The sequence below is a fragment of the Providencia sp. CIM-Carb-044 genome, assembly GCF_033901115.1.
In the GTDB taxonomy this organism is placed as follows: domain Bacteria; phylum Pseudomonadota; class Gammaproteobacteria; order Enterobacterales; family Enterobacteriaceae; genus Providencia; species Providencia hangzhouensis.
In genome coordinates, this window is the sequence record NZ_JAXADV010000012.1 from 14,129 (window position 1) to 38,813 (window position 24,685).

General features: G+C 40.7%; 24 protein-coding genes. 7 read left to right on the forward strand and 17 right to left on the reverse strand.

Features of this window, described 5'->3' with window-relative positions; all coding sequences use genetic code 11:
* Positions 1–9: 9 nt before the first annotated feature.
* The 4 genes from SJ312_RS18695 to SJ312_RS18710 all read left to right on the forward strand — a co-directional run bounded on the left by SJ312_RS18695 (position 10) and on the right by SJ312_RS18710 (position 5,702).
* The gene (locus SJ312_RS18695; RefSeq protein ID WP_110591105.1) at positions 10–1,200 is read left to right on the forward strand and encodes a YgeY family selenium metabolism-linked hydrolase; all 1,191 of its coding nucleotides are present in this window, start codon (positions 10–12) and stop codon (positions 1,198–1,200) included.
* 52 nt (positions 1,201–1,252) lie between these two features.
* Entirely contained in the window at positions 1,253–2,851 is a 1,599-nt protein-coding gene (locus tag SJ312_RS18700) for a D-aminoacylase (protein WP_319868187.1), read from the forward strand.
* 70 nt (positions 2,852–2,921) lie between these two features.
* The gene (hydA, locus tag SJ312_RS18705) at positions 2,922–4,328 is read left to right on the forward strand and encodes a dihydropyrimidinase (RefSeq protein WP_110591107.1); all 1,407 of its coding nucleotides are present in this window, start codon (positions 2,922–2,924) and stop codon (positions 4,326–4,328) included.
* A gap of 27 nt (positions 4,329–4,355) precedes the next feature.
* Entirely contained in the window at positions 4,356–5,702 is a 1,347-nt protein-coding gene (locus SJ312_RS18710; protein ID WP_004259669.1) for a cytosine permease, read from the forward strand.
* 205 nt (positions 5,703–5,907) lie between these two features.
* Here SJ312_RS18710 and SJ312_RS18715 read toward each other — a convergent pair whose 3' ends face one another.
* The 3 genes from SJ312_RS18715 to dcuC all read right to left on the reverse strand — a co-directional run bounded on the left by SJ312_RS18715 (position 5,908) and on the right by dcuC (position 9,695).
* The gene (locus SJ312_RS18715) at positions 5,908–6,957 is read right to left on the reverse strand and encodes an asparaginase (RefSeq protein WP_004259666.1); all 1,050 of its coding nucleotides are present in this window, start codon (positions 6,955–6,957) and stop codon (positions 5,908–5,910) included.
* A 72-nt stretch (positions 6,958–7,029) separates the two neighbouring features.
* Positions 7,030–8,304 (reverse strand): amidohydrolase, encoded by a 1,275-nt coding sequence (locus SJ312_RS18720; protein ID WP_004259661.1) that lies wholly within the window; start codon positions 8,302–8,304, stop codon positions 7,030–7,032.
* Between the two features lie 26 nt (positions 8,305–8,330).
* A complete protein-coding gene (gene dcuC / locus SJ312_RS18725) occupies positions 8,331–9,695 on the reverse strand; it encodes a C4-dicarboxylate transporter DcuC (protein ID WP_004259659.1) in 1,365 nt (454 codons plus the stop codon).
* A 220-nt stretch (positions 9,696–9,915) separates the two neighbouring features.
* Between dcuC and SJ312_RS18730 the strand changes: the two genes are divergently transcribed.
* A complete protein-coding gene (locus tag SJ312_RS18730; protein ID WP_112307639.1) occupies positions 9,916–10,857 on the forward strand; it encodes a DMT family transporter in 942 nt (313 codons plus the stop codon).
* A 74-nt stretch (positions 10,858–10,931) separates the two neighbouring features.
* Here the strand turns inward: SJ312_RS18730 and SJ312_RS18735 are convergent, their stop codons facing one another.
* From SJ312_RS18735 to SJ312_RS18800, 14 genes are all read right to left on the reverse strand, one after another.
* Positions 10,932–11,465: a MarR family winged helix-turn-helix transcriptional regulator gene (locus SJ312_RS18735; RefSeq protein ID WP_004259653.1), complete on the reverse strand. Its 534-nt coding sequence runs from the start codon at positions 11,463–11,465 to the stop codon at positions 10,932–10,934.
* A gap of 616 nt (positions 11,466–12,081) precedes the next feature.
* On the reverse strand, positions 12,082–12,948 hold the full coding sequence (locus SJ312_RS18740) for a hypothetical protein (protein WP_319868188.1): 867 nt from the start codon (positions 12,946–12,948) through the stop codon (positions 12,082–12,084).
* A 6-nt stretch (positions 12,949–12,954) separates the two neighbouring features.
* Positions 12,955–13,485, reverse strand: coding sequence for a fimbrial protein (locus SJ312_RS18745; RefSeq protein WP_110591110.1), 531 nt, complete (start codon positions 13,483–13,485; stop codon positions 12,955–12,957).
* A gap of 18 nt (positions 13,486–13,503) precedes the next feature.
* Complete coding sequence (locus SJ312_RS18750) at positions 13,504–14,016, reverse strand: fimbrial protein (protein WP_004259643.1); 513 nt, start codon at positions 14,014–14,016, stop codon at positions 13,504–13,506.
* Positions 14,017–14,018: 2 nt separating this feature from the next.
* Complete coding sequence (locus SJ312_RS18755) at positions 14,019–14,516, reverse strand: fimbrial protein (protein ID WP_243154724.1); 498 nt, start codon at positions 14,514–14,516, stop codon at positions 14,019–14,021.
* A 10-nt stretch (positions 14,517–14,526) separates the two neighbouring features.
* Positions 14,527–15,063 (reverse strand): fimbrial protein, encoded by a 537-nt coding sequence (locus tag SJ312_RS18760; protein ID WP_228677414.1) that lies wholly within the window; start codon positions 15,061–15,063, stop codon positions 14,527–14,529.
* 10 nt (positions 15,064–15,073) lie between these two features.
* Positions 15,074–15,682, reverse strand: coding sequence for a fimbrial protein (locus tag SJ312_RS18765; protein WP_004259635.1), 609 nt, complete (start codon positions 15,680–15,682; stop codon positions 15,074–15,076).
* 39 nt (positions 15,683–15,721) lie between these two features.
* Entirely contained in the window at positions 15,722–16,510 is a 789-nt protein-coding gene (locus SJ312_RS18770; RefSeq protein WP_036958076.1) for a fimbria/pilus periplasmic chaperone, read from the reverse strand.
* A 58-nt stretch (positions 16,511–16,568) separates the two neighbouring features.
* Positions 16,569–19,238: an outer membrane usher protein gene (locus SJ312_RS18775; protein ID WP_110591111.1), complete on the reverse strand. Its 2,670-nt coding sequence runs from the start codon at positions 19,236–19,238 to the stop codon at positions 16,569–16,571.
* Positions 19,239–19,330: 92 nt separating this feature from the next.
* Complete coding sequence (locus SJ312_RS18780) at positions 19,331–19,867, reverse strand: fimbrial protein (protein WP_004259625.1); 537 nt, start codon at positions 19,865–19,867, stop codon at positions 19,331–19,333.
* 67 nt (positions 19,868–19,934) lie between these two features.
* Entirely contained in the window at positions 19,935–20,471 is a 537-nt protein-coding gene (locus SJ312_RS18785; RefSeq protein WP_004259621.1) for a fimbrial protein, read from the reverse strand.
* 168 nt (positions 20,472–20,639) lie between these two features.
* A complete protein-coding gene (locus SJ312_RS18790; RefSeq protein WP_110591112.1) occupies positions 20,640–20,870 on the reverse strand; it encodes a helix-turn-helix domain-containing protein in 231 nt (76 codons plus the stop codon).
* Positions 20,871–20,880: 10 nt separating this feature from the next.
* Positions 20,881–21,195: a helix-turn-helix domain-containing protein gene (locus tag SJ312_RS18795; protein ID WP_004259612.1), complete on the reverse strand. Its 315-nt coding sequence runs from the start codon at positions 21,193–21,195 to the stop codon at positions 20,881–20,883.
* A 419-nt stretch (positions 21,196–21,614) separates the two neighbouring features.
* On the reverse strand, positions 21,615–22,163 hold the full coding sequence (locus tag SJ312_RS18800; RefSeq protein WP_014657972.1) for a tyrosine-type DNA invertase: 549 nt from the start codon (positions 22,161–22,163) through the stop codon (positions 21,615–21,617).
* Positions 22,164–22,605: 442 nt separating this feature from the next.
* On the opposite strand from SJ312_RS18800, the gene SJ312_RS18805 reads away from it, so the two are divergent.
* Both SJ312_RS18805 and SJ312_RS18810 read left to right on the forward strand, forming a co-directional pair.
* Positions 22,606–23,277, forward strand: a complete 672-nt coding sequence (locus tag SJ312_RS18805; RefSeq protein ID WP_004259607.1) for a heavy metal response regulator transcription factor — start codon at positions 22,606–22,608, stop codon at positions 23,275–23,277.
* Entirely contained in the window at positions 23,274–24,638 is a 1,365-nt protein-coding gene (locus SJ312_RS18810; protein ID WP_004259604.1) for a heavy metal sensor histidine kinase, read from the forward strand. The genes SJ312_RS18805 and SJ312_RS18810 overlap by 4 nt, the downstream gene beginning before the upstream one ends.
* Positions 24,639–24,685: the final 47 nt, after the last annotated feature.

The following is a 24,685-nucleotide window of genomic DNA, read 5'->3' on the forward strand; positions in this document are numbered from 1 at the left end:
GTGAAAAATATGTTTTCAGAAAATCGTCTTAACGAAGTCATCAAGAATTGTCAGGCTTTAGTTCGTGAAAAAAGTTACTCCGGTGAAGAGGGCAATGTTGTCCGTGTTATTAAATCCATGATGGAAGATTATGAATTTGATGATATTCATGTTGATAGATACGGCAATATCATTGGTGGAATTGTAGGGAAATACCCTGGAAAAACGCTGGTTTTTGATGGACACATCGATACGGTTCCAGTCGATGAAAGCCAATGGACGCAAGACCCATTTGGCGGAGAAATTAATGACGGCAAAATTTATGGTCGTGGTACGACCGATATGAAAGGTGCAGTTGCTGCCATGATTTCAGCCATTGGTTTTTTCGGCCAAGACTATCTGCGTGAGTTTGCTGGGAAAATTTATGTTTCCTGCATCGTACATGAGGAATGTTTTGAAGGTGTAGCGGCACGCCTAGTCACTGAAAATTATCATCCTGATTATGTGGTTATCGGCGAGGCTTCTGAGCTTAACCTGAAAATTGGCCAACGTGGTCGCGCAGAGGTGGTGGTAGAAACATTTGGTAAGCCAGCCCACTCCGCAAACCCGCAAGCGGGTATTAACGCGGTTTATAAAATGGCGGCATTGGTTGAAAAAATTAGAACATTAACTCCGCCTGTTCACCCCGTTCTTGGTTTAGGGATCCTTGAATTAACGGATATTAAATCTTCACCATATCCCGGCGCATCGGTTGTCCCTGAATATTGCCGCGCGACTTATGACCGTAGGTTATTGGTTGGTGAAAGCAAAGATAGCGTAATTGAACCTATCCAAAAAGTGTTGAAAGAAATGATTCAGTTGGACCCCGAATTTAAAGCGCGGGTGTCTTATGCCTATGGTACGGAATCTTGCTATACCGGTAGTACCATTGAAGGAGAGCGTTTCTTTCCCGGTTGGGTGTTAGATGAATCGGATGAATTTGTGCAGTGTGTTTTATCGGGACTCAAAAAAGTCGGTATTAACCCAACCATTACCCAATATTCATTTTGTACCAACGGTAGCCACTATGCGGGGGAAGCCAATATTCCTACGATTGGCTTTGGGCCTTCCAGAGAAAATCTGGCTCACACCATTGATGAATATATCGAAATTGGACAATTAACAGGCTCAGTCAAAGGCTACTACAGCATAATTTCTAGTATTTACAATAATAACAAATAGTTATCTTTTGATGCCTTAGTGACTACTAAGGCATTGATAAAGGAAGAGAACAATGAAAACACTATTTAAAAATGCCACCATCATTGACGGTACAGGAGAAAGTCAGTATCACAGCGACTTACTTGTTAATGAAGGTAAAATTATTCAAATCGGCGATATTAGCGCCAACACTCAGGACCAGGTTATTGATGCAACCGGTAAAATCATTTGTCCCGGTTTTATTGATACGCACACTCACTCTGATTTATCGGTGTTATTAAACCCCGTAGTTTCCGCAAAAATTCGCCAAGGGATCACGACTGAGTTGTTGGGGCAAGACGGCGTTGCATTGGCACCTTTGCCTGAACAATATATTTCCGCGTGGCGTAAAAATATTGCTGGCCTCGATGGTGACTCTGATGAGATTGACTGGCACTTCAAAAATACAGCGGGATATCTCAACATGTTAGAGGCGCGAGGAAGCGCTACGAACCTCGCTTATCTTGTTCCCCACGGTAATATCCGTATGGAAGCCATGGGATTAGATGGTAAGGCATCGACGCAGGAAGATGTCGCCAAAATGTGCCAGATTCTTGAGCGAGAGTTACAAGCAGGGGCCTATGGGCTATCTACAGGCCTTATCTATATGCCTTGTGCTTTTGGCGATACCGCTGAGATCACCGAACTTTGCAAAGTGACAGCCAAATATAATGGGATTTTTGTGGTTCATCAGCGCAGTGAAGCGGATGACATCATTCAGTCGACTCAAGAACTTATTGATATTGCTCATGCATCCGGAGTTTGGCTACATATTTCTCATATGAAGGTCTGTGGTAAGAAAAACTGGTCACTGATCGATGAAATGCTATCGATGCTTGAACAAGCACAGCAAGAAGGAATACGCATCTCTTTCGACCAATATCCTTATGTTGCTGGTAGCACCATGTTAGGGGTGATTTTACCGCCGTGGGTGCATGCAGGTGGTACGGAAAAGCTACTCGAACGCCTGAAATCTTCTGAATTACGCCAACGTATGATTGACGATATCGAAAAAGGGATCCCTGGGTGGGATAACTTCATTGATTTCGCTGGGTTAGATCAAATCTTCATTACCAGTGTGAAGCAACAGAAAAACCAAGATGCAGTAGGTTTAAACTTAGTTCAACTTGGAGAGTTACGTGGTAAAGACCCTTATAACGCCACTTTTGACCTGTTATATGAGGAAGATAACGCTGTTGGAATGGTGGATTTTTATGGGACAGAAGAGCATGTGATTAAATTTTTGTGCCGCCCAGAGCAGAATGTTTGTACGGATGGCTTAATGGGGGCAGGTAAGCCTCATCCCCGTGTTTTTGGAGCATTTCCTCGAGTACTTGGGAAGTATGTACGCGAAGAAGCTTGTTTAACTTGGGAAGCAGCGATTCGCAAAATGACCGGCAAACCAGCAGAGGTTTTGGGATTAACCAATAGGGGATTACTTAAAGAGGGTTACCAAGCCGATATCGTAATGTTAGACCCACAGACCATTACAGACAAAGGTACTTTTGTTGAACCAAATCAATACCCTGAAGGTATCGAGCTTGTGATGGTTAATGGTCGAATTGCGCTGTTTAATCACATTGAAAGTTATGCCTGCAGTGGACAAGTTTTACGGAAAGGAACGCTGAGTTGATCAATCAATAATAGCTGCAACACAGTCTCTTTTTCGCTGTGTTGTGACATAAAAATCGTTGGAGATAGTTATGTTTGACACAATTATTAGAAATGGGCATTTAGTTCTTGAAGAGGGTACGGTTCGCGCCGATTTGGCAATTAAAAAAGGCAAAATTGCTGCTTTACTTGGCCCTGATGAGCCCGCTGAATGCCAAAAAGAAATTGATGCGCAAGGCCGATTAGTTCTACCGGGTTTAATTGATGCGCATATGCACACACAGGCTCCATTTCAAGGGATTTCCCCGCAACTTACCTTTTATCAGCAAAGTATTTGCGCCGCATTTGCGGGTGTCACAACCTATATGGATTTTACCAATACTTGGAAAGGCTCAAGTGTTCTTCAGGCGCTAGATGACCGTATTGAGGAAATGACTGAGTCTGCGATTGATTTTAGTGTACATGGCAAATTTGTTGAAGCTAACGAGCAGCTATTAGATGAAATTCCACTTCTTGCGGCAAAAGGGTGCCCAACATTTAAATTATTTATGACTTACCGTAAAGAAGGTGTGATGGCAGATGATATGACTCTGATGCAGGTCTTTAAACGTGCAAAAGAAAATAACTGTATGCCATTGATCCATGCGGAAAGTAATGCGATAGCAGAAACCGCGGTGGATGAGTGCATCAAAAATAACACCCTAACTTGGCGTGACTTTGCCAATAGTAAGCCCGTTATTTGTGAAACAGAAGCCTTTGGCCGCGTGGCTAAACTCGCTGAATCAGTTGGTGTTCCTCTTCTGATTGTTCATACCACAAATGGTCCTTGTCTAAACATTGCACAACAAGCACAAGAGCGAGGCCAAAAACTGTATATCGAAACGGGCCCTCACTATTTAACGCTGTTCGATGAACTCTATGATGATATTGAAAATGGGCATCTGGCCATTTGTTCGCCTCCACTGCGCACTCGTAAAGAGCGGGATGAACTTTGGGATGGCATTAAGAACGGTACGATCACCTTGATTGGTTCCGATGATTGCACTTTCACTCGTGAGGAAAAGGAAAAGGCTTTACAGCGCGATGCCAATGGCAAAATTATCCCCGATTTTACTAAGGTGGTGAATGGGTTATCTGGCCTCGAAATCCGTTTTAATTTGATGGTAACCGAAGGTGTAGAGAGCGGAAAAATCACTATGAACCAAGCGGTTGCACTATGTAGCACTAACATTGCGAAAACCATGGGATGTTATCCACAAAAAGGGACGCTATTACCTGGAGCTGATGCTGACATTGTCATTTTTGATCCGAATGAGGAATGGGTTATTTCAGCCAATAACTTACACAGTGGTGCTGGCTATAGCCTACATGAAGGATATAAAGCGAAAGGAAAAGTTAAAACAACCCTTTTACGTGGCGAAATCATTATGGATAACAACACCTTTATGGGAAGTAAAGGCCAAGGGAAATTTATTAAACGTACTTTGAAATTAAACTAAAACGACAATAAATATGAGGCTAGACTCATGAATAATGGACAAAATATTTCACAGGAATTGCTTGCTAAAGCCAATCAGGAATTGCTACCTACACAGGAAAAAGACAGAACGTTAAAGACGCGCGACTTGCTGGTGCTTTGTTCATCGATGGTGATCAACGTTGTGGGGTTGGTGATCCCCGCTCAAGTACTTTTAAGAGGAGGATATTCCCCTATTGAAGTGTTAATTGCTTGTTTTTTCGGTTTTTTATTAGTCACCGTGTTAATTACGTTAACTGGTGATATCGGTACACGTTACGGTGTTCCTTTCACCATTTTTATTCGCGACTGCTTAGGAAAACAAGGGGCGAAAATTGGTGCGATATGTCGAGCCATCGTCTGTTTAACATGGTGCGGTGTGATTTTATTTTTAGGGACACAGGCGATTAATGCGATTATCGAAATTGTCACTGGGGTTTCCATGTTTTGGGTGATATTCATCACTTATGCATCCTTACAGCTATTCAATGCAAGCCGTAACGTAGACAGTATGAGTAAGTTTGGCACATTGGCAGTCCCCATTTTGGCATGCGGATTGGTGTCATTGGTTGCTTGGTTATTACAAGAACACCAAATTTCTTTACCCGATATTGTGACGGCTTCTCCATTAGAAGGAACCGGGTTCAGCTTTATTACTGTTATTGCTATATTTAGTGGAGGATGGTTATCTGAAGCTCTAAATGGCAGTGACTTAACCAGAAAGCTAAAATTACCTGAAAACAGTGCATCAAGTAGCTTCTTTGCTCGTAATAAACGCACTATCTTTTGTTTTGGGCTTGGGTTTGTTGGTACAGGCTTATTGCTCACTCTTGCAGGGTTGATTAGTGCTTATCTGACGAAAAGCGATAACCCTATTGGGATGCTACAAATTGCTTTTGCTGATAACGCAACCATATTAATTATTAGCTGTATTATCATTGTATTTGCACAATGGACCGTCAATACCTGTGCGAATATTTTTCCCGCAACATTAATTATGCTTAATTTCTTCCCTAAATTAACTTTCGCAAAAGCGACATGGCTAGTTGGGTTGATTAGTATTTTAATGATGCCATGGTTATTATTAAGCTACCTTGATTATGTGCAAATGATTTTCTCTGCAATACTCGCTCCCATATTGGCGATTATGCTAGTACATTATTACCTTATTCGTAAATGTCATCTTAATTTAGAAAACCTGTACAGCGATGATATTCCTAACTGGCGAAAACCGGGTATTACTGCGCTAGTGATTGGGTTGGTATCAGGTATGATAGGTTATAATTTTGCATTCTTTATTGCATTTCCGATTACAGCAATTATTTATTATCTACTAGCAAAGAAAGCCAATATTTAAAAATAGTAATAAAATAAAGCCAAATTTTAATTATTCAAATATTAGCCATTTAACTAAGTGGGGCACTAACGCTATCTGAATATTGATTATCTATATAATAAATTTAAACTTGTTTTTATAATTTATTTATTATCCTAGAAATAAGTATGATGAATGCTAAAAAGGCGTCTATATTTTAGACGCCTTTAACAATGAAGATATTTAATTAACGTTGGCTATCAAAGTAATTCGATATTTGTTTAAGATTGGCACCAGTTGCAAGGGCGAGTTGTAAGAGAATGCGAGACTTTTGTGGGTTTAAAAAGCCAGACCCGATAGCAAATGATTTACTACTCACATAGCCAGAGCCTGTTCGGGTTGCCATCACAACAGGAATACCTTTGTCACTGAGCTGCTTAATTGCCTCCTCCATGTTACTTGAGACATTTCCATTACCACTGCCCGCAACAATAATCCCTTTGGCTCCGTTATTGATAGCGGCATGAAGCATAGCTGGGGTCTGGTCTTGGTAGGCATAAATAATTTCGACATTAGGGAGTTTATCTACCTTACTAACATCGAAAAAAGTACGGTCAACAGGCTGTGCAGGGGTATAGTAGAATTTGGGTTTTCCACTGACAAAGACTCCAAGATAGCCAGGTTCATAAGATTTAAATGCATCAGGAGTGGTTGAGTTTGCTTTGGTGGTATAAAAAGCAGAACCAATGCGGTCGTTTAAAACTACCATGACTCCGCGATTTTCAGCTTTCTTATCCGCAGCAAGTACGACGCTTTCAAGCAGATTCATTGGGCCATCTGCACTGATAGCGGTTGCTGGTCTCATGGCTCCGACAATAACGATAGGCTGTTTATTTTGGGTGGTTAACTCTAAGAAGAACGCTGTTTCTTCAATTGTATCCGTCCCATGGGTGATAACGACGCCTTGTTGTTTTCCTTCATTCAGTAAATGATTAACACGTTTACTGAGATTTAATAGGATCTCGCTGCTAATATTGCCGCTGATGGTGTTAGAAATCTGTTCTCCTTTGACGATAGCAACATCGTTGATTTCTGGCACGGCATTGATTAACACATTAATACCCAGTGAGCCCGCTTTATAGTCGGTGGTATCAAGGTTGGATTTGGAGCTTCCTGCGATGGTCCCCCCAGTGGCTAAAATAGTTACGTTGGGTTTAATGGCATCAGCTGCGAGTGAAACAGAGGTATATAAGATCAGGCTAGAAAGTAGTGTATTTAATAATGTCTTTTTCATCATATTTCCTTAAAAAAACCTTATAACATCATCAGCTATAAGGTTTCATAATTGGCTTATATTGATTTGCTGTTTTTATACGGATAAACGTTGTAGTAACCCTGTAAAGATTGAAAAACCAGTGAATAGCTGTTCTTCATCGATATCAAATTTGGCTTGATGGTGGCCAGCTTTGATATCAGATCCAATCACAAAATAAGCGGCCTTTCCGCCATGAGCTTGTACGCGTTTAATCAACAGTGTGGCATCATCACTGCCATTAAAATTCATGGTGCGCTGTACTTTTTTTACGGCTGGAATAGTTTGGGCTACTTCGGTGATATAGTCAGTCATTTCATCGTCAGGAATGAAATCAACGGCTTCCCCCATGACCTCAGTTTCGAGTTCAACATCAAAGCTGAGTGCTACACCACGTGCACGCCTTAAGGCTTCTTCGGTCATGTAATTGTTAATTTTTTCATTTTCGCCACGTACTTCAATTTGCATTTGTGCGTATGAAGGGATCACATTACGGCCTTCTCCTGCATTTAATACCCCGACATTAGCGCGGGTCATTCCTTCACCATGGGTAGGTAGGCTTAAAATCTGGATAGTCGCGTTACAAGCGGCGAGTAATGCATTTTTTCCGGCATGTGGCTCCATACCTGCGTGCGCGGCTTTACCTTTAAAACGTAGATCCATTTTTAATGTCGAAAGGTAACGTTCCGGTGCGGCTACAATCACTCCACTTGGGATATCACAGCCAAGATGCCCGCAAGCAAAGTAATCAACATCATCTAGAATGCCACTTTCGGCGATAGGTTTTGCTCCGCGTACACCTTCTTCAGCTGGCTGGAAAATGAGTTTAATAACACCTTTTAGTGAACTATTTTTATTTTCCATCAACCATTTTGCGACACCGAGGCCGATAGCCATGTGCCCATCATGGCCACAAGCATGCATATAGCCTTGATTAGTAGAGTTAAATCCTTCTTGATTTGGAATGTGCTCTGCCGTATCGGTTTCTTGTACATTGACACAATCAATATCAAAACGAAATGCGATAGTGGGCCCCGGCCGTCCGGTATCAAAGATTGCTGCACATCCTGTGTAGTCGCCGATCCTTTCGAGTAGCGCATCATCGACTCCACGTTCTTTGGCTGCGTGCTTGGCTTTTTCAACAATGGATGGATTGCGCCCACGAATAAAATCAGGATTGATGATCTGCTCCCCTGTTAATACGTGGTGCCCCATTTCTTCAAGTATTTTAATTAAGGTCGCCGTGGTATAAAACTCCCCCCAACCCGTTTCTGGGTAACGGTGGAATTGACGTCGCCACGTAACTAATGAGGCATTATCTATTGTAGTCATTTTTATTTTCCTTTTAATAACCCATTCTACGCATACAGAAAATATGCATAAATTAACGTTGCTATCGTGCCTACCGCTAAAGGTACAGAGGTTCTTTTCACTACTTCAACAGGACTCACTTTGATAACCGATGCGACAATAATGACGACAGCTGAGACTGGAGAGATTGCTCGAACTAAGTTAGACGTAAATTGCATTGGAAGAGCAACCATAATTGGATCAACATGGGCTTGATTCGCTATAGATGGAATTAATTCAATGAAAGAATAAAATACCGCATTACCACTACCGCTAATAAAGGTGATTAATGCTGTTAAGCCGGAGAAAATAAACATTAATCCAACGCCTGCATTATTCACGTTTTTGACCACGCCCGAAATCATATCGATGATGCCAATAGCATTAAGGCCAGCAACAAGCGTACCTGCGGCAACAATCAGAACAACAACTTGAGAAAAGCCTTCACCCATGCCTTTAAAAAAGAGTCCAGCTTGAACCATTTGTTCTTTTGGATTGCCTTTACGGATAAGTTCAGTGGCAAATGCAAGAATAAAAGAGAAGAGTGTGATTTCAACAAGCCCCACTTTAATTTCTCGAAAACAGAGTCCTAAAACGATAATTAGAATAAGTGGAACGAGCGGAAATAAGGCGTAGTAGGCAGGGGGTAGTTCTTTATTACCTTCGAGTTTACTTTCATCAACTTCAGTAAATGCGGATGCACCTTGGCGCTTATCCATATACTTTTGCCAAAAATAGTGTGCAAATCCCATTAATAATAAAACAGGAAGTGAGACAACAGCATGGTGTAACGTGACGTAGTCGACAACATGTTCAAAACCCAGTAATCGAGCCGCAACAACATTATCACCCCCTAGTGGTGTTGGCATAATTGTCGCCGTAGTTGCAATAATACCTGCCGCTGTCATTGATGACATTTTGGCAGCTCTTAATATTGGATATAAGGTCGCCATTAAAATAACGGCTAATGAAGCTGCGCTGGGGATCACTAATGATAGTAAGTTTCCTAACCAAAAAACGATTGGGACTAGGATATAAGGAGAACGAATTTTTGAAATAGGTTTTGCGACTAAATGAACGGCTGCATCGTTTGCACCAATGCGTGACATATAAGAAGAAAAACCAAATAGGACCATGATTATGATCCCTGCGCCACCAAACTGTTTTATAAACCCTAGCTGTATTTGTTTTAGTGGATCAAGCCAAATATTCCCTGTACTTTGTTTTATATCTAAAATGGGCATCCCTAACATTGCTGCGCTGAGCATCAGCGCAATACCAGCAGTGAACAATACAATCTTTGCTTCGTAGTTCTTCGCAATTGCATAACCCGCCAGTATCAACACTATTACACTGATAAATATAACAGTCATAGCTGCCTCTCATTATTATTTCTTTATTGGAAGTATCTTCACAAGAAGATATATCAATATTAGTAATTCGCTTTTTAATATCAATCAAAAAACGTACTATAATTGATTTTTATCATGAACAATTACTTTTCTTTCACCTTGAATCTAATCCAACTTGTATCTTCTTGTGAAGTATCTTAGTGTGAAGATATATTTTTATTGAAATGGTGGTAAAAGTTCAATGACGATGAGAAAAGTATCTTTAGTGGGTATCACACTAGCGCTAAGTGCCGCTTTTTTATGGGGTACTGCGGGGACGGCTCAAAGCTTTGTACAGGGTGCAACAGCACCTTACTGGATTGGTGCATTTAGATTACTTGTTGCGTGTTTATTCTTCCATTTGTTGTTTTTTTATCGTAGTGCAAGCCGCCAATCACTAAAAATAAATGAGCGACAGCAAAGCGAAAATTCTTCGAATAGGTCAAGGAGATATTGGCGATATATTACTATCGCAGGTATTTGTATGGGGTTATATAACTTAACGTTTTTTGCAGGTATAAAGGCGACAGGGATTGCTATTGGTACAGCAACAACTATTGGTAGCGCACCTATTTGGGCTGGCTTAATGCAGGCGATTCTTCTCAAGAAATCCCCATCTTTACTTTGGTGGCTTGGAACTTTTTGTGCGACGGCTGGAGGGACATGGATGGTTCTTTCTCAAAGTAGCAGTTGGCAAATCAATACGGGGGGCTTACTTATTTGTTTAAGTGCTGGCTTTTGCTATGCACTTTATACGTTGATGAGTAAGAAATTGGTTAGCATTGATTCTCCATTAACCATTACTAAGCATACATTCAGTATTGCTATATTTATCGCGGTTCCAATTGCTTGGATACTAGCGGGAACGCCAACTGTCAGTTGGGTGAGCATTGCAGTCATATTTTATCTTGGATTATTAACAACTGGAGTGGCTTATCTTTTATATACTCAAGCTTTGAAACATATTAGTGCTCCAACAGGAGTGGCATTGGGTTTAATTGAACCAATTGTGGCATTTTTCCTGGCGATCGTTGTTGCCCATGAAAATGTTAATATGTTTGCTATAGTAGGGCTATGTTTGATTTTGGCTGGGTTATGGTTAGTTTTAAAGTCTGAGGGACGGGTCAGTAAAAAACCTAACTAAAGTGATTAAGGCAAAATGAAGACAGCTCAATGTGAGCTGCACCCTGAGGTTTATTCCAACTTTGGGGTTTTTTATTAAGCCCCATTTTTTTCGTTGAGCTCAGATTTTTGTGATTGAATAAGTTTTTTCAGTAGCATTGCGAGTTGATCTTTATTTTCGTCATCTAATCCTTGAACTAATGATTTTTCAATCGCGACGTGAGTTTCCACAGCTTCAAGGGTTAGCTTTCGTCCCTCTGGTGTTATTTTTACAATCACACCACGTCTATCCGCAGGATCTGGAATTCTAACAATAAATTTCTTTTCTTCTAATCGATTAATTCGGTTAGATAACCCACCGGAGGAAATAAGGATTTTTTTTTGAAGTTCTTTTGGTGAAAGCTGACGATCAGGATTCCTAGCAAGTGCTGCTAGTACCTCAAACTCACCCACATTTAGATTATAACGAGCGAGATTGGCATCAATAAATTGAGAAATATAATGGCTCATGCGTACTATGCGGGCGATAATAGGTAAACCACTCAAGTCTAATGTAGGGACGGTTTCCAGCCACTCTTGTATTAGTGTATCAACAAAGTCTTTATCTGACATTTTTTTGATTTCTTTCATGACTAAAATCCAGTATTGAGCTTATTTGTATACTAAGTCTGAATCAACCTAACTCTTTATATTTTCAATATAAGTTTATCATGAAAAAGGAGCTTTTCACACACTTACCCCTATTCAGAGTATTGAACTAATCGGAGTGTCAGCAGAAACTCAATTTTTACATTTGACTTAATATAAGATTTTTCGATTGCATGTTCTTTTTATAATTTAGCATTGGTAGCTATGTATTGTCACATTTGAATCGGTAATACATAGCTATGATTGGCTTTTTATTACATTAGGGGGTACCGTCCGGTTCAGGCGAGTTTATATCGTTAGAACTTTTAATTCTAAACTCAAATTATATCATGTGGTTGCTGGTTTTTTCGCTAAATTTGCCAAATAGTTTAGCTTGCAGATATACCTTTGGTGAAGTGAGAGTGCCACATCGAGTACCAGCAATGCACTGGTTATTTACTTTGCGGTGCTAGTGGGTTTCAAGTTTTCTATCGGGTTAGAAATATTATTGAAATGAAAAGGTTACAGCTTATTAATATTCATAAAAGCAGCGTATTCTATTTAAAAATACGCTGCTAAACTACCAAGTTAGTGAATTGGGTTCGAAGGCTTTGATTAACTAATTAAATGCAATAATGACGACTGCATTTCCTGTGTAATATCCAGGCGTTACCGTTCCTGATGCATGCAATTCAGAAGTGAATGTAAATGAATTCGCCGCATTGTTTCCAGAAATATTCATGTTCGCGCCATTCCAGCCATTTTGATTATTAATTAATGGATTTGAATAAAAGTTAGAAGTCGAATTTAAATATACATAACGCTCACCCGTGGTTGAGCGAGCAAATAAGTTGATATTTGTCGCCTGTGTACAAGTGATATTGCCAGAAACTGAGTTTGTTTTACCATTTAAACTCGTGTTACTGAGCGCCCCGTGATTAACAAAAGAAGGCAAAGAAATACTACATGTTTGATTTGTAGGTGGAATTTTACCACAAACGCTACCTGGCCATTGGATTGCATTCCTAACTCCCGGGGTTGGTTTATGGTTGACATAAAATAACCCAATACAAGTTGCATTTGGGCTATCAATGACAAACGATGCACGATAAGGAATTCCTTTTGCACTACGAAAAGCCGCTGCGACTTCTTCCGCTGTTCGATACTGGTTAATTCGAATGCAGTTACCATAATCTAAGCAAGAGCCACTCAACGACGGCGCACCAGATGCATACAGAACATCAGGGCCTACCCAGCATTCTGTTGACCCATAACAAGGGTTAGTGACACCACTTGCTTCACTCCAAGAAAGAATGTCCATCTCAACACGAGGCCAGGCTCCAGAGGTCATACTCACAGGCATTACATACGCAATCGCATTGGCTGGGCGAGAAGGAAATAGAGACGCTAATGCGATGATTAATAATAAAATACTCAAAAGGCTTGTATTTAACATTCCGTATATTTTTGCTTTTTTCGCATACATAATGATTTACTCATAATCTAATTTGAACGTGGCACTCGCAGCCCATGAACCGAGCACAATTGATTTATTTTGCAATGCAACTGGCTCAGCTCTCACATACGCTTGAAATCTTAGGTCATTATTATTTCCGGTATATAACCCTTGGGTATAACTGCCACTATTAATTTTGATTGCCGCACCGGAAATACTTTCAATACCAACAGCCACGCCAGTTGCTTGGCTTCCTGCATCTAATGCCAATAAACCAGGTAAAGCTGAACTTTCTGCGCCAATAAATGTGACTTTCACTTCATGGCCTAATGCTAAATCGCAATTGATTAAGCGAATGGTAAAAGGTTGGCTATTTGTTTGAGTATTTAGATACAGGTATTTATCCACTATCGTACCGAAATCTAATTCAATCGATTCGTCGCCCGGATAAACGTCACAAGCATCTTCAATTAGCGTGCCATCAAACTCCACATCTGCAGAAAAAGCCGCAGTGGCACCCAAAAACCATAAGCTAAAGGCAAAGCTCATATTACGTTTAATATTCATAGTTATGACTGCCGCCTCCTATTCAAAAATAATGGTTAACGTGCCTGATGCAGTAAAATTATCCCCTACAAGTTCGCTTCCTGAACGCATGACAGGAACGGCTGAAAGGGATGGTAATGAAGCCGCATTAATCAAAAAGGCTTCATTCAATGGTTGAGGTTGGCCATTTTTTTGAATTTGAATTCCTAATTTGCCATTATTCAACGGTGTCACTGTTCTTAATGTCGCATTATCAAATCCACTTCCTGCAGGTGTTCCTCCGAATATCAAGCTGATATCCCACGGTTGTGTCATATCGCCAACACAATTTAATTGAAAAGGAATAGATTGCTTGAAGGCGGTACCGTTGATTTTTCGTACACCCACTTTACCGAATGAAACTTTTATTGGGTCGTCATGGCTTAATTGGCAAACAGGAGGAATAATTAGCGTGCCATCAAATGCCCAATTTGCTTGCGCTGAAGATATGGACATCACCATTATAAATCCTGCCATCCAATGCTTAATTTGATTGTTATTCCACATAATCATTCTCACTGATACTCAATTTTCAGTGTTGCCAGTGCTGTAAAAAATCCGCCATCGGTATTCGTAAAATTGGCATTACTGTTTTTTACTGGGGCAACCTCTAAGGTTGGCAGCGCTGTATATAACACATTGAAAGGCTGGTTAATAACTTGCTTAGCATTGTTCACATAAAAGGAAAGACCGAGTTTTGGGTTACTCGTTTTCAATGCGCCATTGCTATTAAATGATGTTCCATCGCCGACAAGCGTGAGCTTTATAGCGTTTTTCGCTAGATTTGTGCAGCTGAGTCTCATCGGTACAGTACGCTTGTATTGAACTCCATCAATGCGTGGAAGCAATATATCGCCAAAATGTATAGTTTCTTGTTGGTTATTATTCAAAATACACTCGGGCGGTGTCACCAATAATCGACCTTTTAGCTGGATACCAAGTGTTGATGCTTGGCTTTGGCTAAACAGGCTAAGCATCATGCAGACCGAGAGAAGATAACGGAATAATTTCATTGATATCATCCTATTGGTAATCCAATACCATCGTGAGATTGCCCGTAAAATCCCCACCTGATGTTAAGTTTACCCCTGTAGGTTTAACGGGGACGGCATACAAAGCAGGCGAATTCCCATAATTAAAATTGAGTGTCGCGCCATTGCTGAGTCGGGTTCCATCACGGTAAATGGCAATACCTAAATTCGGGAGATTGGTCGTCACGGATGACTCACCATTAATTTGCCTATCAGTCCATCTCAGCGTCATCTTTAATGTATTCTTATATAAGCCATTACATATCAAGTTGTAATTGATAGGTGAGCGCCCATAAGCACCGTCAATCTTTGCCTGATGTATATCGCCAAAATCTACAGAAGTCGTTGTTGCACCGCCAAGGGTACATTCCGGCTCACCGTATACCGTCACACGAATTTGGATATTAGTGCTGAGATTTGCAGCGATAGCTTTGTAAGAAAAGCTGAGTGAAATCAGAGCACCAAAGAGAATTACCCCAACTAGGACAAGTGCTTTAAAGCATATCGTAAGAAAATAAGCTCCTCTCATCTCCATGCCCCTATTCATAACTTACCTGGAATCTAATTAACGCCTGATAAGCTCCAGCATTTAGTTGAGCAGAGGTACGTACTGGCGTTACATAGTAAGTTAATTGGTTTTGCCCAGGTGAAACCAATTGTGGTGTACTGTACTCACCTAAGTTAATTGGTGAACGCGCTGCATCACTTAATTGCAGGCCAATCCCCTGAACACCGATAACAGCTGCCAAGCGCGGGTCTTGGGTATCTATAGGAGCCAAAAAGCGGATCTTCATTGACGGCATTTGTTGGCTCCACAAAAGATTCCCCTGTGCAGTGCGGCTGCGACTTTCACCACTTAGACAATCTTCTAAACGCAGTTCAATCGCAACAGGGTTACCAGTTTGCCCAACATGCTGAAGCTGTCCTGTACCCACAGTACCTAAATTAATAGTTTGATATGCTGATGACATTGCTAAACGACAAGCACTTTCCGTCAAAGCTCCATGGACATATAGCGTGCCATGTGAACCATCTACATCCCAGCTATCAACTTTATTTAGGGCTGTTCCCATCGCCATGCTACTGAATAAATTCAGCGCTAAACTTCCTAAGCCCACATAACGGAGCATCCTGCTTGTGTTTGCCATGATATTCTCCTGCTATCTCATCGCGCATTTCAGATCAGTCTATTTTTTTTCAGGTACCACATGGCAGCTATTTCCCTGACATGTAAACGACAGTGTTGGGCGACCACCATAATCATTGATATAGGTCAGCACAGGTTTATTACCTAATGCGTCTGCACTGACGTTCAGTGCTTTGCTGCTTTTGGGGGCAACCATTACGGGCTCAAACCCTGCGACTGTCTGTCCATTTTTGTTGGGGACTGCATCGACAAAAGAAACGTAATAGGCAGTTGGGTTATTAATCGTATACTGGTTACCCTGACGCGTAAGAGTCACTTTTTCCTGCCATGGGTTATCCATTTGTTCACGTGTTGGAATGATTGATTTTGGTCGATAAAACAATTTAATACGTGTCTGTAATGCCAGTTGCAGCGTATTGGGTTTATCACTTTTCGGTGGAATCTCACGCAAATTAAAGTAATACACGGATTCTCTGTCTTGCGGCAGAGAAGCGGCACTTGGCAGAGCTTGGATTTTGATTTGGCTTTTTGCCCCCGGCTCAACACGCTGTACCGGTGGCAATACCGTAAATGGGTCGCTTATTTTTTCACCTTTCTCATTTTCCACCCAACCTTGAGCGAGATAAGGTAATTGTTTGTTTTCGTTGCTGATGTTTAAACTGATCGATTTTTCGTCTCCCGTAATAATCGCTCGAGTTCTGTCTAAGGCAACTGCCGCTTGAGCAGAAGATAGCGTTGTTGAAATCAACACAACACCAGCCAATGCGAATACTGCTTTATGGGCGTTTTTTTTGTTCATCAATTTGTTTTTCATCATGTTATTCATCATATTGTTATCTTCTATGGTTAAGGAGCACTCATCGCTCTTTGCGTACCACTCATTTTTATTATTTTTGTAACCAGCGGCTTGACTCCTTTGGCGCTGTTCTTTCAACAACAGGCACAACGAGTTCTGATGCTCTCGGCATTGCTTCTAATGCACGACTCGCTGATTGTGTCTTTATGGTCGCTGGCGATGTGGCTTTTGCTCCCGGTTTGTGGCACGGTAATAACCAGCTTGCCTGTAAGTATTCATCTTCTGGCAAGGTATCAGGGAGTGTGATTTCACACTGCACTTGGTCATCCCAACGAACTTGCAAGGTATCTTTTGCGTTTAAACCAGTGAGATAGGTATTTCCATCATCACCCACCATACCAACTTGCTGACCACGACCATTTAAGACAATTGCCCCGAAAGGTGGTGTGCTATTGTCCGACAGCCTTAACAACGCCATCGCACTGTTTCCTGCGACAACATCAAATTGACGGTAGCCAATTGCCCCTTCCGTTAAAGTGCCTTGCTTTATAGATTGAGACACTTGCGCTTCATCTGGTAATGCATTCAAATCAACGCTAATTTGGTTACGGTAATAGCTATTCACGTCACTAATAACGGCTTGTCCAAAGCGGTTAGTGCGCACAATCGAGCCGTAACCACGTAATGGGATATTAGGTACTCCATCGGTATCAACAAATATGCGAGTACCACCAATTTGGCTACCACGATGCAGTACGGCACCTTTCTCCGTTGCGGTGAAACCACCTTGTAAAGAGAACCCCGCAGATCGATAACGGTCTTGTTGGTACGTTGCGTTCGCGTTGAGCTGTGCTAAGTCTCCCTGATGAGTGTAATAGCCGCTCACAAGTGCACCTGAACGTGCCCATCCGGTACTTAACTGATAGTTATTTCTTTCATCGATGGTGCTGTAGTAACTCACGCGCTGTGAGTTATCATTTTTATCCCAGCTACTGTTATAACTAATGGAACTTTTTTCACCCCAAGGCACTGTGAGTGACGCGTATACGCCATCATCATTGTTTTCACGATAACGATTTCGATATGCCGTCAAGTTGAGGCTAAGATTCTTCCATTTCCCAATATCAAAATAGCGAGCTAACGAAATACTATAGCGGTCGTTATCCGGTTGATCCCAATAGGTTTGATGGTAATAATTGATGAATGCACTTAGCCCTAACTCTGAAAATTGTTGGTTATAAGAGATGGTATACATTTCTTTGCTGTTGTATTGGCGTGCACCCGTTTCCTGCGCATCCAAATACTCAGACATACTCATAAAACCTTGCTCAGAGAATCGATATCCTGCAAATGTCACTTGGCTGTTATAGGTATCAAAACGTTTAGAGTAACTTAAACGATACGAGCTTCCGCGATACGTTTTATTGCCAATATCACCTAAGTTGGTTAAATGCGCCCGAGCATGAGTAATATCGAATGACAATGCGCCGAATACCATTAAGTCACGACCAATCCCTATAGCCGCGGATGCATAGTTTTCTGCACCAATTCCACCACCATATAGTGACCAGCCGTTGTTAACCCCCCAAGAGAATTCGCCACTTGCAAAGGTATCGCCACTAACATGATGGCGCCAATTTGTTGGGCGCCCTGCGGCTAATTTGTAACGCAGTTGCCCCGGGCGTGTTAAATATGGAACACTTGCAGTATTTACAGTGAAAGTCTGTGTTGAGCCGTCTTGTTCTTTAACTTCAACATCGATTTGCCCAGCTAATGCATCATTTAGGTCTTGGATACGGAATGGGCCCGCAGCGACTTGAGTTTGATAGATAATGCGTCCTTGTTGGCTCACGATGACGGTTGCATTACTTTTTGCTACCCCAGTAATTTCTGGTGCGTATCCACGTAGATTAGGTGGTAGCATATTGGTATCGGTAATCAGGCTAAGCCCTGTAAATCTGAAACTATCAAAAATATCAGAGGTTAAATAATCTTCACCTAAGGTGAGTTTTGCGCCTAAGGATTTGATTGCTCGGTAGACATAATAACGAGTCCAATCTAGTGATGTGGTCGTGCTTTGCCCTTGCTGCTTATCAATACGCATTTGCCAGTCAGCACGAACACGCCAAGCACCCAAGTTAACGCCAGCAACCCCATTACCGCTGGTACTGTAGTTGGTTTGTTGTCCTGAGCGGGTTTGTTGGCCCACTTGTGCATTTAAGTTGTAATCAAACAATGCGCCGGGTAACCCTTCTTCCCAGCGTGCAGGAGGATCCCAATTCTCAGCGGTATATTCGAGGTAGGCTTGCGGCAAACTAATATACATAGCCGAAGTTGCAAGGTCGGCTTTAACTTCAGTTCCGGGTAAACTTTCAAGCGATAAACATTGTCCTTCGTGCCACCACTTTAACGTCGACATCAATTCAGGTTTGATACCGAATTTTTCAACTAAAGCAGGGCTCAGGCAAGGGAGGCTTTCATTCGACTCACCTTCAGGTGCATAGTAAAAGACAGTTTCTTCCGGCATGCTTTGCTTGTTTAAGAAAACCGTAAAACTGTATTCACCAGGCATGAGATAGCCTGGACGCGCAAATTGGCTTAGATCAATGTTGTTACGATCATTGACGTCTAGCATATCCATATTAAATTTAATATCGGATGCGTGACCACCAAAGCTAATAGCCAACGCGACTAAAAGCCCTAATCTGCAAGGCCGAGTTATCTGTAACACAGGCGTGTGAATGAAATTCAGGGTCATCATCTCGACCTTCTTTTGCGTTCTTTTATCCGTAATGTCATTTCGCTCACGAAGCTCATCCTACAAAGGGGAGTTTCATTTATAAGAGGAACCGACTATTCATAATCCAGTTTGAAACGTAATTGACTGTAGTATTGGCCTGATGCCAATGGGCGGTTATTCGCCACCAACCGTAGCCGATAGGTGAGATCTTTTGTTCCTGCTGTTAGGGAGCTCACTGACATTCCTTGGCCAGGTATGGCAATTTCACCATCTCCCTCACGTTGAATTTGTAATCCAACACCTTGAGCTTGTCCGTTCACACCAAATAACCCCCTGTCATGGGAGCCATCGAATGTTACGCGAAAGTATTGCCAATTCGGTTTGTCGGGATTTTGGCGTTCAAGAACACAATTCACTAATCGGATAACAAAAGGGCGAGCAGGTCCTTGCCCATCACGGCGAATTTGAGTCAGCGCAATACTTCCCATATCAATAGTTTGATCACGGCTGCCGACATCAATTGCACATGCTGTTTCAATAATGCTTCCATTCATACTCACTGAGCCTTGAGCATATGCAGTTGATACCGCAGTCAACGTGCCTATACTTAAGATCAATGAAAACACTCCACTGGTTATCGAATTATTCATTGCTCCCTCTCTTACACCCAATTCAGTCGGAATGAGCCAACAAATTAATTTGTTGGCTCAAGATGAATTACTCGTAAGACAGAGTGAAATCCGCTACTGAGCTAAAGTCACCGGCAGTGATAGTGTCGATATCGCCACCATTACCTTTTAAGTAAGCAGCGAAATTCAGTGTGTTGTTACCATTTTGAATTTGTTGGAATGGTGCTGCTGTTCCTAAAGTCACCACATTGCCGCTACCATTAGTGATCTGAACACCAGCGCCTGCGCCAGTACCAACAATACCCAGTGTTTTATTGGTATTGTCGAAAGATGCAGCAGCACCACTGAAGGTTAATTGAACACCTTTAGTCAGTTTAGTGATATCACAGTTCTCTAAAGTGATTTCGAATGGACGTGGAGTTGATTTACCGCCATCAACTAATGCCATGTTAGAAATTTGACCTAATTCAACTGTTTGGTCGATTGAGCTAGGAGAGATTGAGCATGGAGCATCGATAATAGCGCCTTTGAACGTTACTTTACCGTGGCCTTGATCTGCTGCGTTTGCTGCAGAAGCTAATCCCAGAGCCATAAAAGTTGCCATTGCAATAGATTTCATTTTCATGAATATAAAGTCCTATGTTTATTGTTAAGTAAAGAATGAGTGTCAGTTTTCATTGCTCATTGCAGACACTCTATTTGCAATGAACTGGAAAAAAGCAAAGCACTAGTATTTGATTTAAAAATCAAATACTAAAAATGAAATTGAATTGTTAATAATTAAAAAATATATTTAGTCTTCTATTAAAAAAACTTGAATTGGTACTTTAAATAACTCAGATAATTGAGATAAAAAATCAATGTTAATATGGTTAACTCCTGATTCATAACGGGAAATTTGCTGTTGGCTTACGCCAATATATCTCCCTAGTTCCTCAGCAGTTAATTTCATTTCTTTTCTGTGTTTTTTTATTTTTTTTCCTACAATAATATTAAATGTTGGTTTTATTATATTTTCTGACATAAGGTTAAACCTATTTCATAAATTGACTAGATCCAGAAAACCATCCTTCAGCTTTAAAATAACATTCCATATTATGGATATAATTTACTGAGTTATTTTGAAATCCAACACCATCTAATAAACAATTAATATCAATATCAAGCGAGTTCGCAATTTGCTTAATCTGCTCTAGGTGTAGTCGAATAACTCCGCGCTCAATACGTGAAACATGTTGCTGAGAGCATAAAAGTAAATCAGCTAACTCAGAGCCACTTAATCCTTTTGCTCGGCGGGCTTTATATATATTACCCCCGACAATTTCTTTAGGAGATAAGTTAGATTGCATAAAATCTTCCTCACGAAACTGAATGATTTACTAATTTAACTGTTGTCAAAATGCACCAAATTGACAATAGTTGTATATTGTTAGTTAAATATTTCATTAATGAATGAATAATTTTAATTTTGTATTTTATTTTTAAAATTATTAGTTAATTATTCCAAATAAAGCATTTCAGAATATTACAATGTGTAAGTTTGAAGTGGCATGGAGAGTTTGAATGTGTGAAAAAATTAATAAATTCAATGATCTTTTAATAATGGAATGTACTTATTTTTAGTAATGTATACATAGCGTTATTTACACGCTACGTATTTGACGTGTATTTTCATTTAACTTAAGATGCACCTAATTCATTACGTTTGTCAATTTGGTGCATTTTGACAACTCTTTTAGCGCCTTTATCCCACCATATAGCACCTTTCTTACCACACTCCCCGAAATCTTGCAGGGTTACTTGCTGTGTATCGTACGGTATGTTGTATATTCGTATGCCCCAAATAATCCTGAATTAAACGCGTATCGGCACCTCTATCCGCTAATGCATAACCACATGCATGTCGTAACATGTGGGGATGAATACCTAGGGTCAGCTCAGCTAGCTCGCCAAGTCGTGAAAAAAGTTGATAAAAGCGCTGGCGAGTCATGGCAGTCCCTCTTTCAGATAAGAATAACCACTGGCTTTCTTTCCCTTTCCATGTATTTCTAATTTTTAGCCAAGCTTTAATGAGTGGGATCTCTTCATCAATCAGTGGGTGATTAACTGAAAAACCATTCTTTAAACGGTGTACATAAAGTTCATTACTTTCTAAGTTAAGATCAGATAATTTTAGCGATAGGGCTTCGCTTGCCCTTAGACCATGTATAAAGCACATATAAATTAAGCAAGAATTACGTTCGGGATGTCGCGACAAATGACAAGCAGCTAAAAGTCGAGATATTTCCTGTTGAGTTAAATACTTACGAGTGGACATGAACGTTTCCCTATTTAGTCAAAAAAGGTCAATCATATCTAAATTAATCGACCTAACACATTAATTTTTTTAGATAAATATAATGCCTTTATTCTATGAGTGAAATAAAAAATTATTTATTATCCGCCAAGTCGGTAATTGAAGACTAATTAACTAAAGTTTTATATTTGGTTAATCAATTTTTATTCTGTGTTATAAATGCGAGGGAAAAGGGATTATTTGCCTACGAAACAATACTTACTCGTCGATGAAAGCAGCTAATTTCCATTTTTCGTGTCGGCCCACTCACCATTCTACGAGTTGCTTTTAATGGCCCCATGTTGTTTTTTCCCGCTGTCTTTCTCCGAGTATTTTATGGTTAAATTCCTACCCGTTTCTTTAAAGGGAAAATTTCTTTAAGATGAAATGGAGTTAAGTCAAATAAAGTCACTATTAGGTTCCCATGAGAATACTATTAATTGAAGATCACCTAAAAACCCAAGTGTGGGTCAAAAATGGGTTAGAAGAAGCGGGTTTTCTCGTTGATGTGACTAATGATGGTCGCGATGGTCTCTATTTTGCCTTAGAAAACAGTTATCAATTGGTGATCCTCGATATCATGCTGCCTGGTATGAATGGCTGGGAAATTTTAAAAATCTTACGCACAGCTAAAAACATACCGGTGATTTGCCTCACTGCGCGGGATGCCGTTGATGACAGAATTAAAGGTTTAGAGCTTGGTGCCAATGACTATCTCGTGAAGCCGTTTTCGTTTTCTGAATTATTAGCTAGGGTTAAAAACCAATTAAAAATTAACCAGCCAGCCTCAACCACCATAACTATTGCGGATTTAAAAATCGACTTAACTCGCCACGATGTTGAGCGGGCTGGAAAGAAAATCACCTTAACTCGGCAAGAGTTTTCCTTATTGCTGTTCTTCGTTCTACATTGCGATGAAATTTTACCTAGAACCTTAATTGCTAGCGAAGTTTGGGGCATCGATTTTGAAAGTGACACGAATATTATTGATGTGGCTATCCGTCGATTGAGAAAAAAAATCGATGATGAATTTGACGTTAAACTCATCGAAACCATTCGAGGGATGGGATACCGTTTAAATAGGCCAATAGAATGAAAAAGAAATCACTTCGATTCAAACTTATTTCTCTGTTTATCATTCTTATGGTTACTAATGCTGGAGTGGTGACATGGATTTTGTATCATTCACTCAAAAATGAACTATCTCAACAAGATAATAATTTACTGGTTAACCGTGCGGAGCAGCTTGCCAAACTCATCGCTGGTGGCATTGATATCAAAACACTTCCCATGTATTTCCAAAGCATGATGGACATGCGCCAAGACTTGATCCAAATCTCTGATGCAGCAGGGCAAATATTGGTCACAACCAATCGCGAGTTATTGGGCTCCCAACCTCTTCAGTTAGTCAATCTTGAGCAGCTAAATATCAATGCCATTAACCATTGGCAAACTGCTCAAGGCATCCCTATTTCTGCGGTCTATTTTTCGATGAATTCTCCAATAGGGCCGCTCCATGTGGTACTTGGTAAAGTTTCTGTCGACCGTAGTGGCGTGTTGGCTCAATATCTCACCCAAAGCGTGGTGATTTCTGTCCTCTCAATTTTGCTGATGGGGCTACTTAGCTTATGGCTGTTGAAAAAAGGGTTATCCGACATTCAAGCATTGAGCCAGATAACGGTCAAAACAGACGTTCATGCATTAAATGATCCAATCGATATTGATCAGCTACCACAAGAGCTAAAAGAGCTGGGCGAATCAATGAATACGATGCGCCAGCGGTTAAAGCATGATTTTGTCAAACTTACTCAATTTGCTGATGACTTGGCGCATGAGTTGAGAACCCCAATTAATGCGATTCGGGTACAAAATGAAATTACACTTCAGCGCTCGCGCAGTGTTAGCGAATATGAAGGGATGATAGTCAGTAATATTGAAGAGCTCGATAAACTGTCACAAATGATCCAAAGTACTTTGTTTATTGCCCGTGCGGAAAATAAAAATATTACCTTAAATCGAGATAAACTTTCTTTATATACGTTAGTTAACGATGTTTACGAACTCTTTTCTGCCTATGCAGAAGAAAAACAGATTGAGCTGTATTGTGAGCCCTCATCCCTGACTCTGGATGCTGACCCAGTATTACTCAGCCGAGTTTTAGTGAATATTGTCTCCAACGCGATTAAATATTCTCACTCAGGCACTCGCGTCGTTACCCAAATTATTGCGCTGCCGCAACAGCGAGAAATTAAAATTACTAACCAAGGTGAACCTCTACAAAATAGTGATGAAATTTTCACCCGTTTTTGGCGCGGGGATAATGCTCGAACGACAGAGGGAACAGGACTCGGGTTAGCGATTGTGAAAGCGATAGTCGGATTACATGGCGGATCAGCGAGTTTTGAACACCATGCAGGAACCAGTACCATTACCCTGAAATTTCCTACAATTAAGTAAGATGACAAATTTGTCATCTTACTGTCAGCCACTTTTGTCGTACTTTC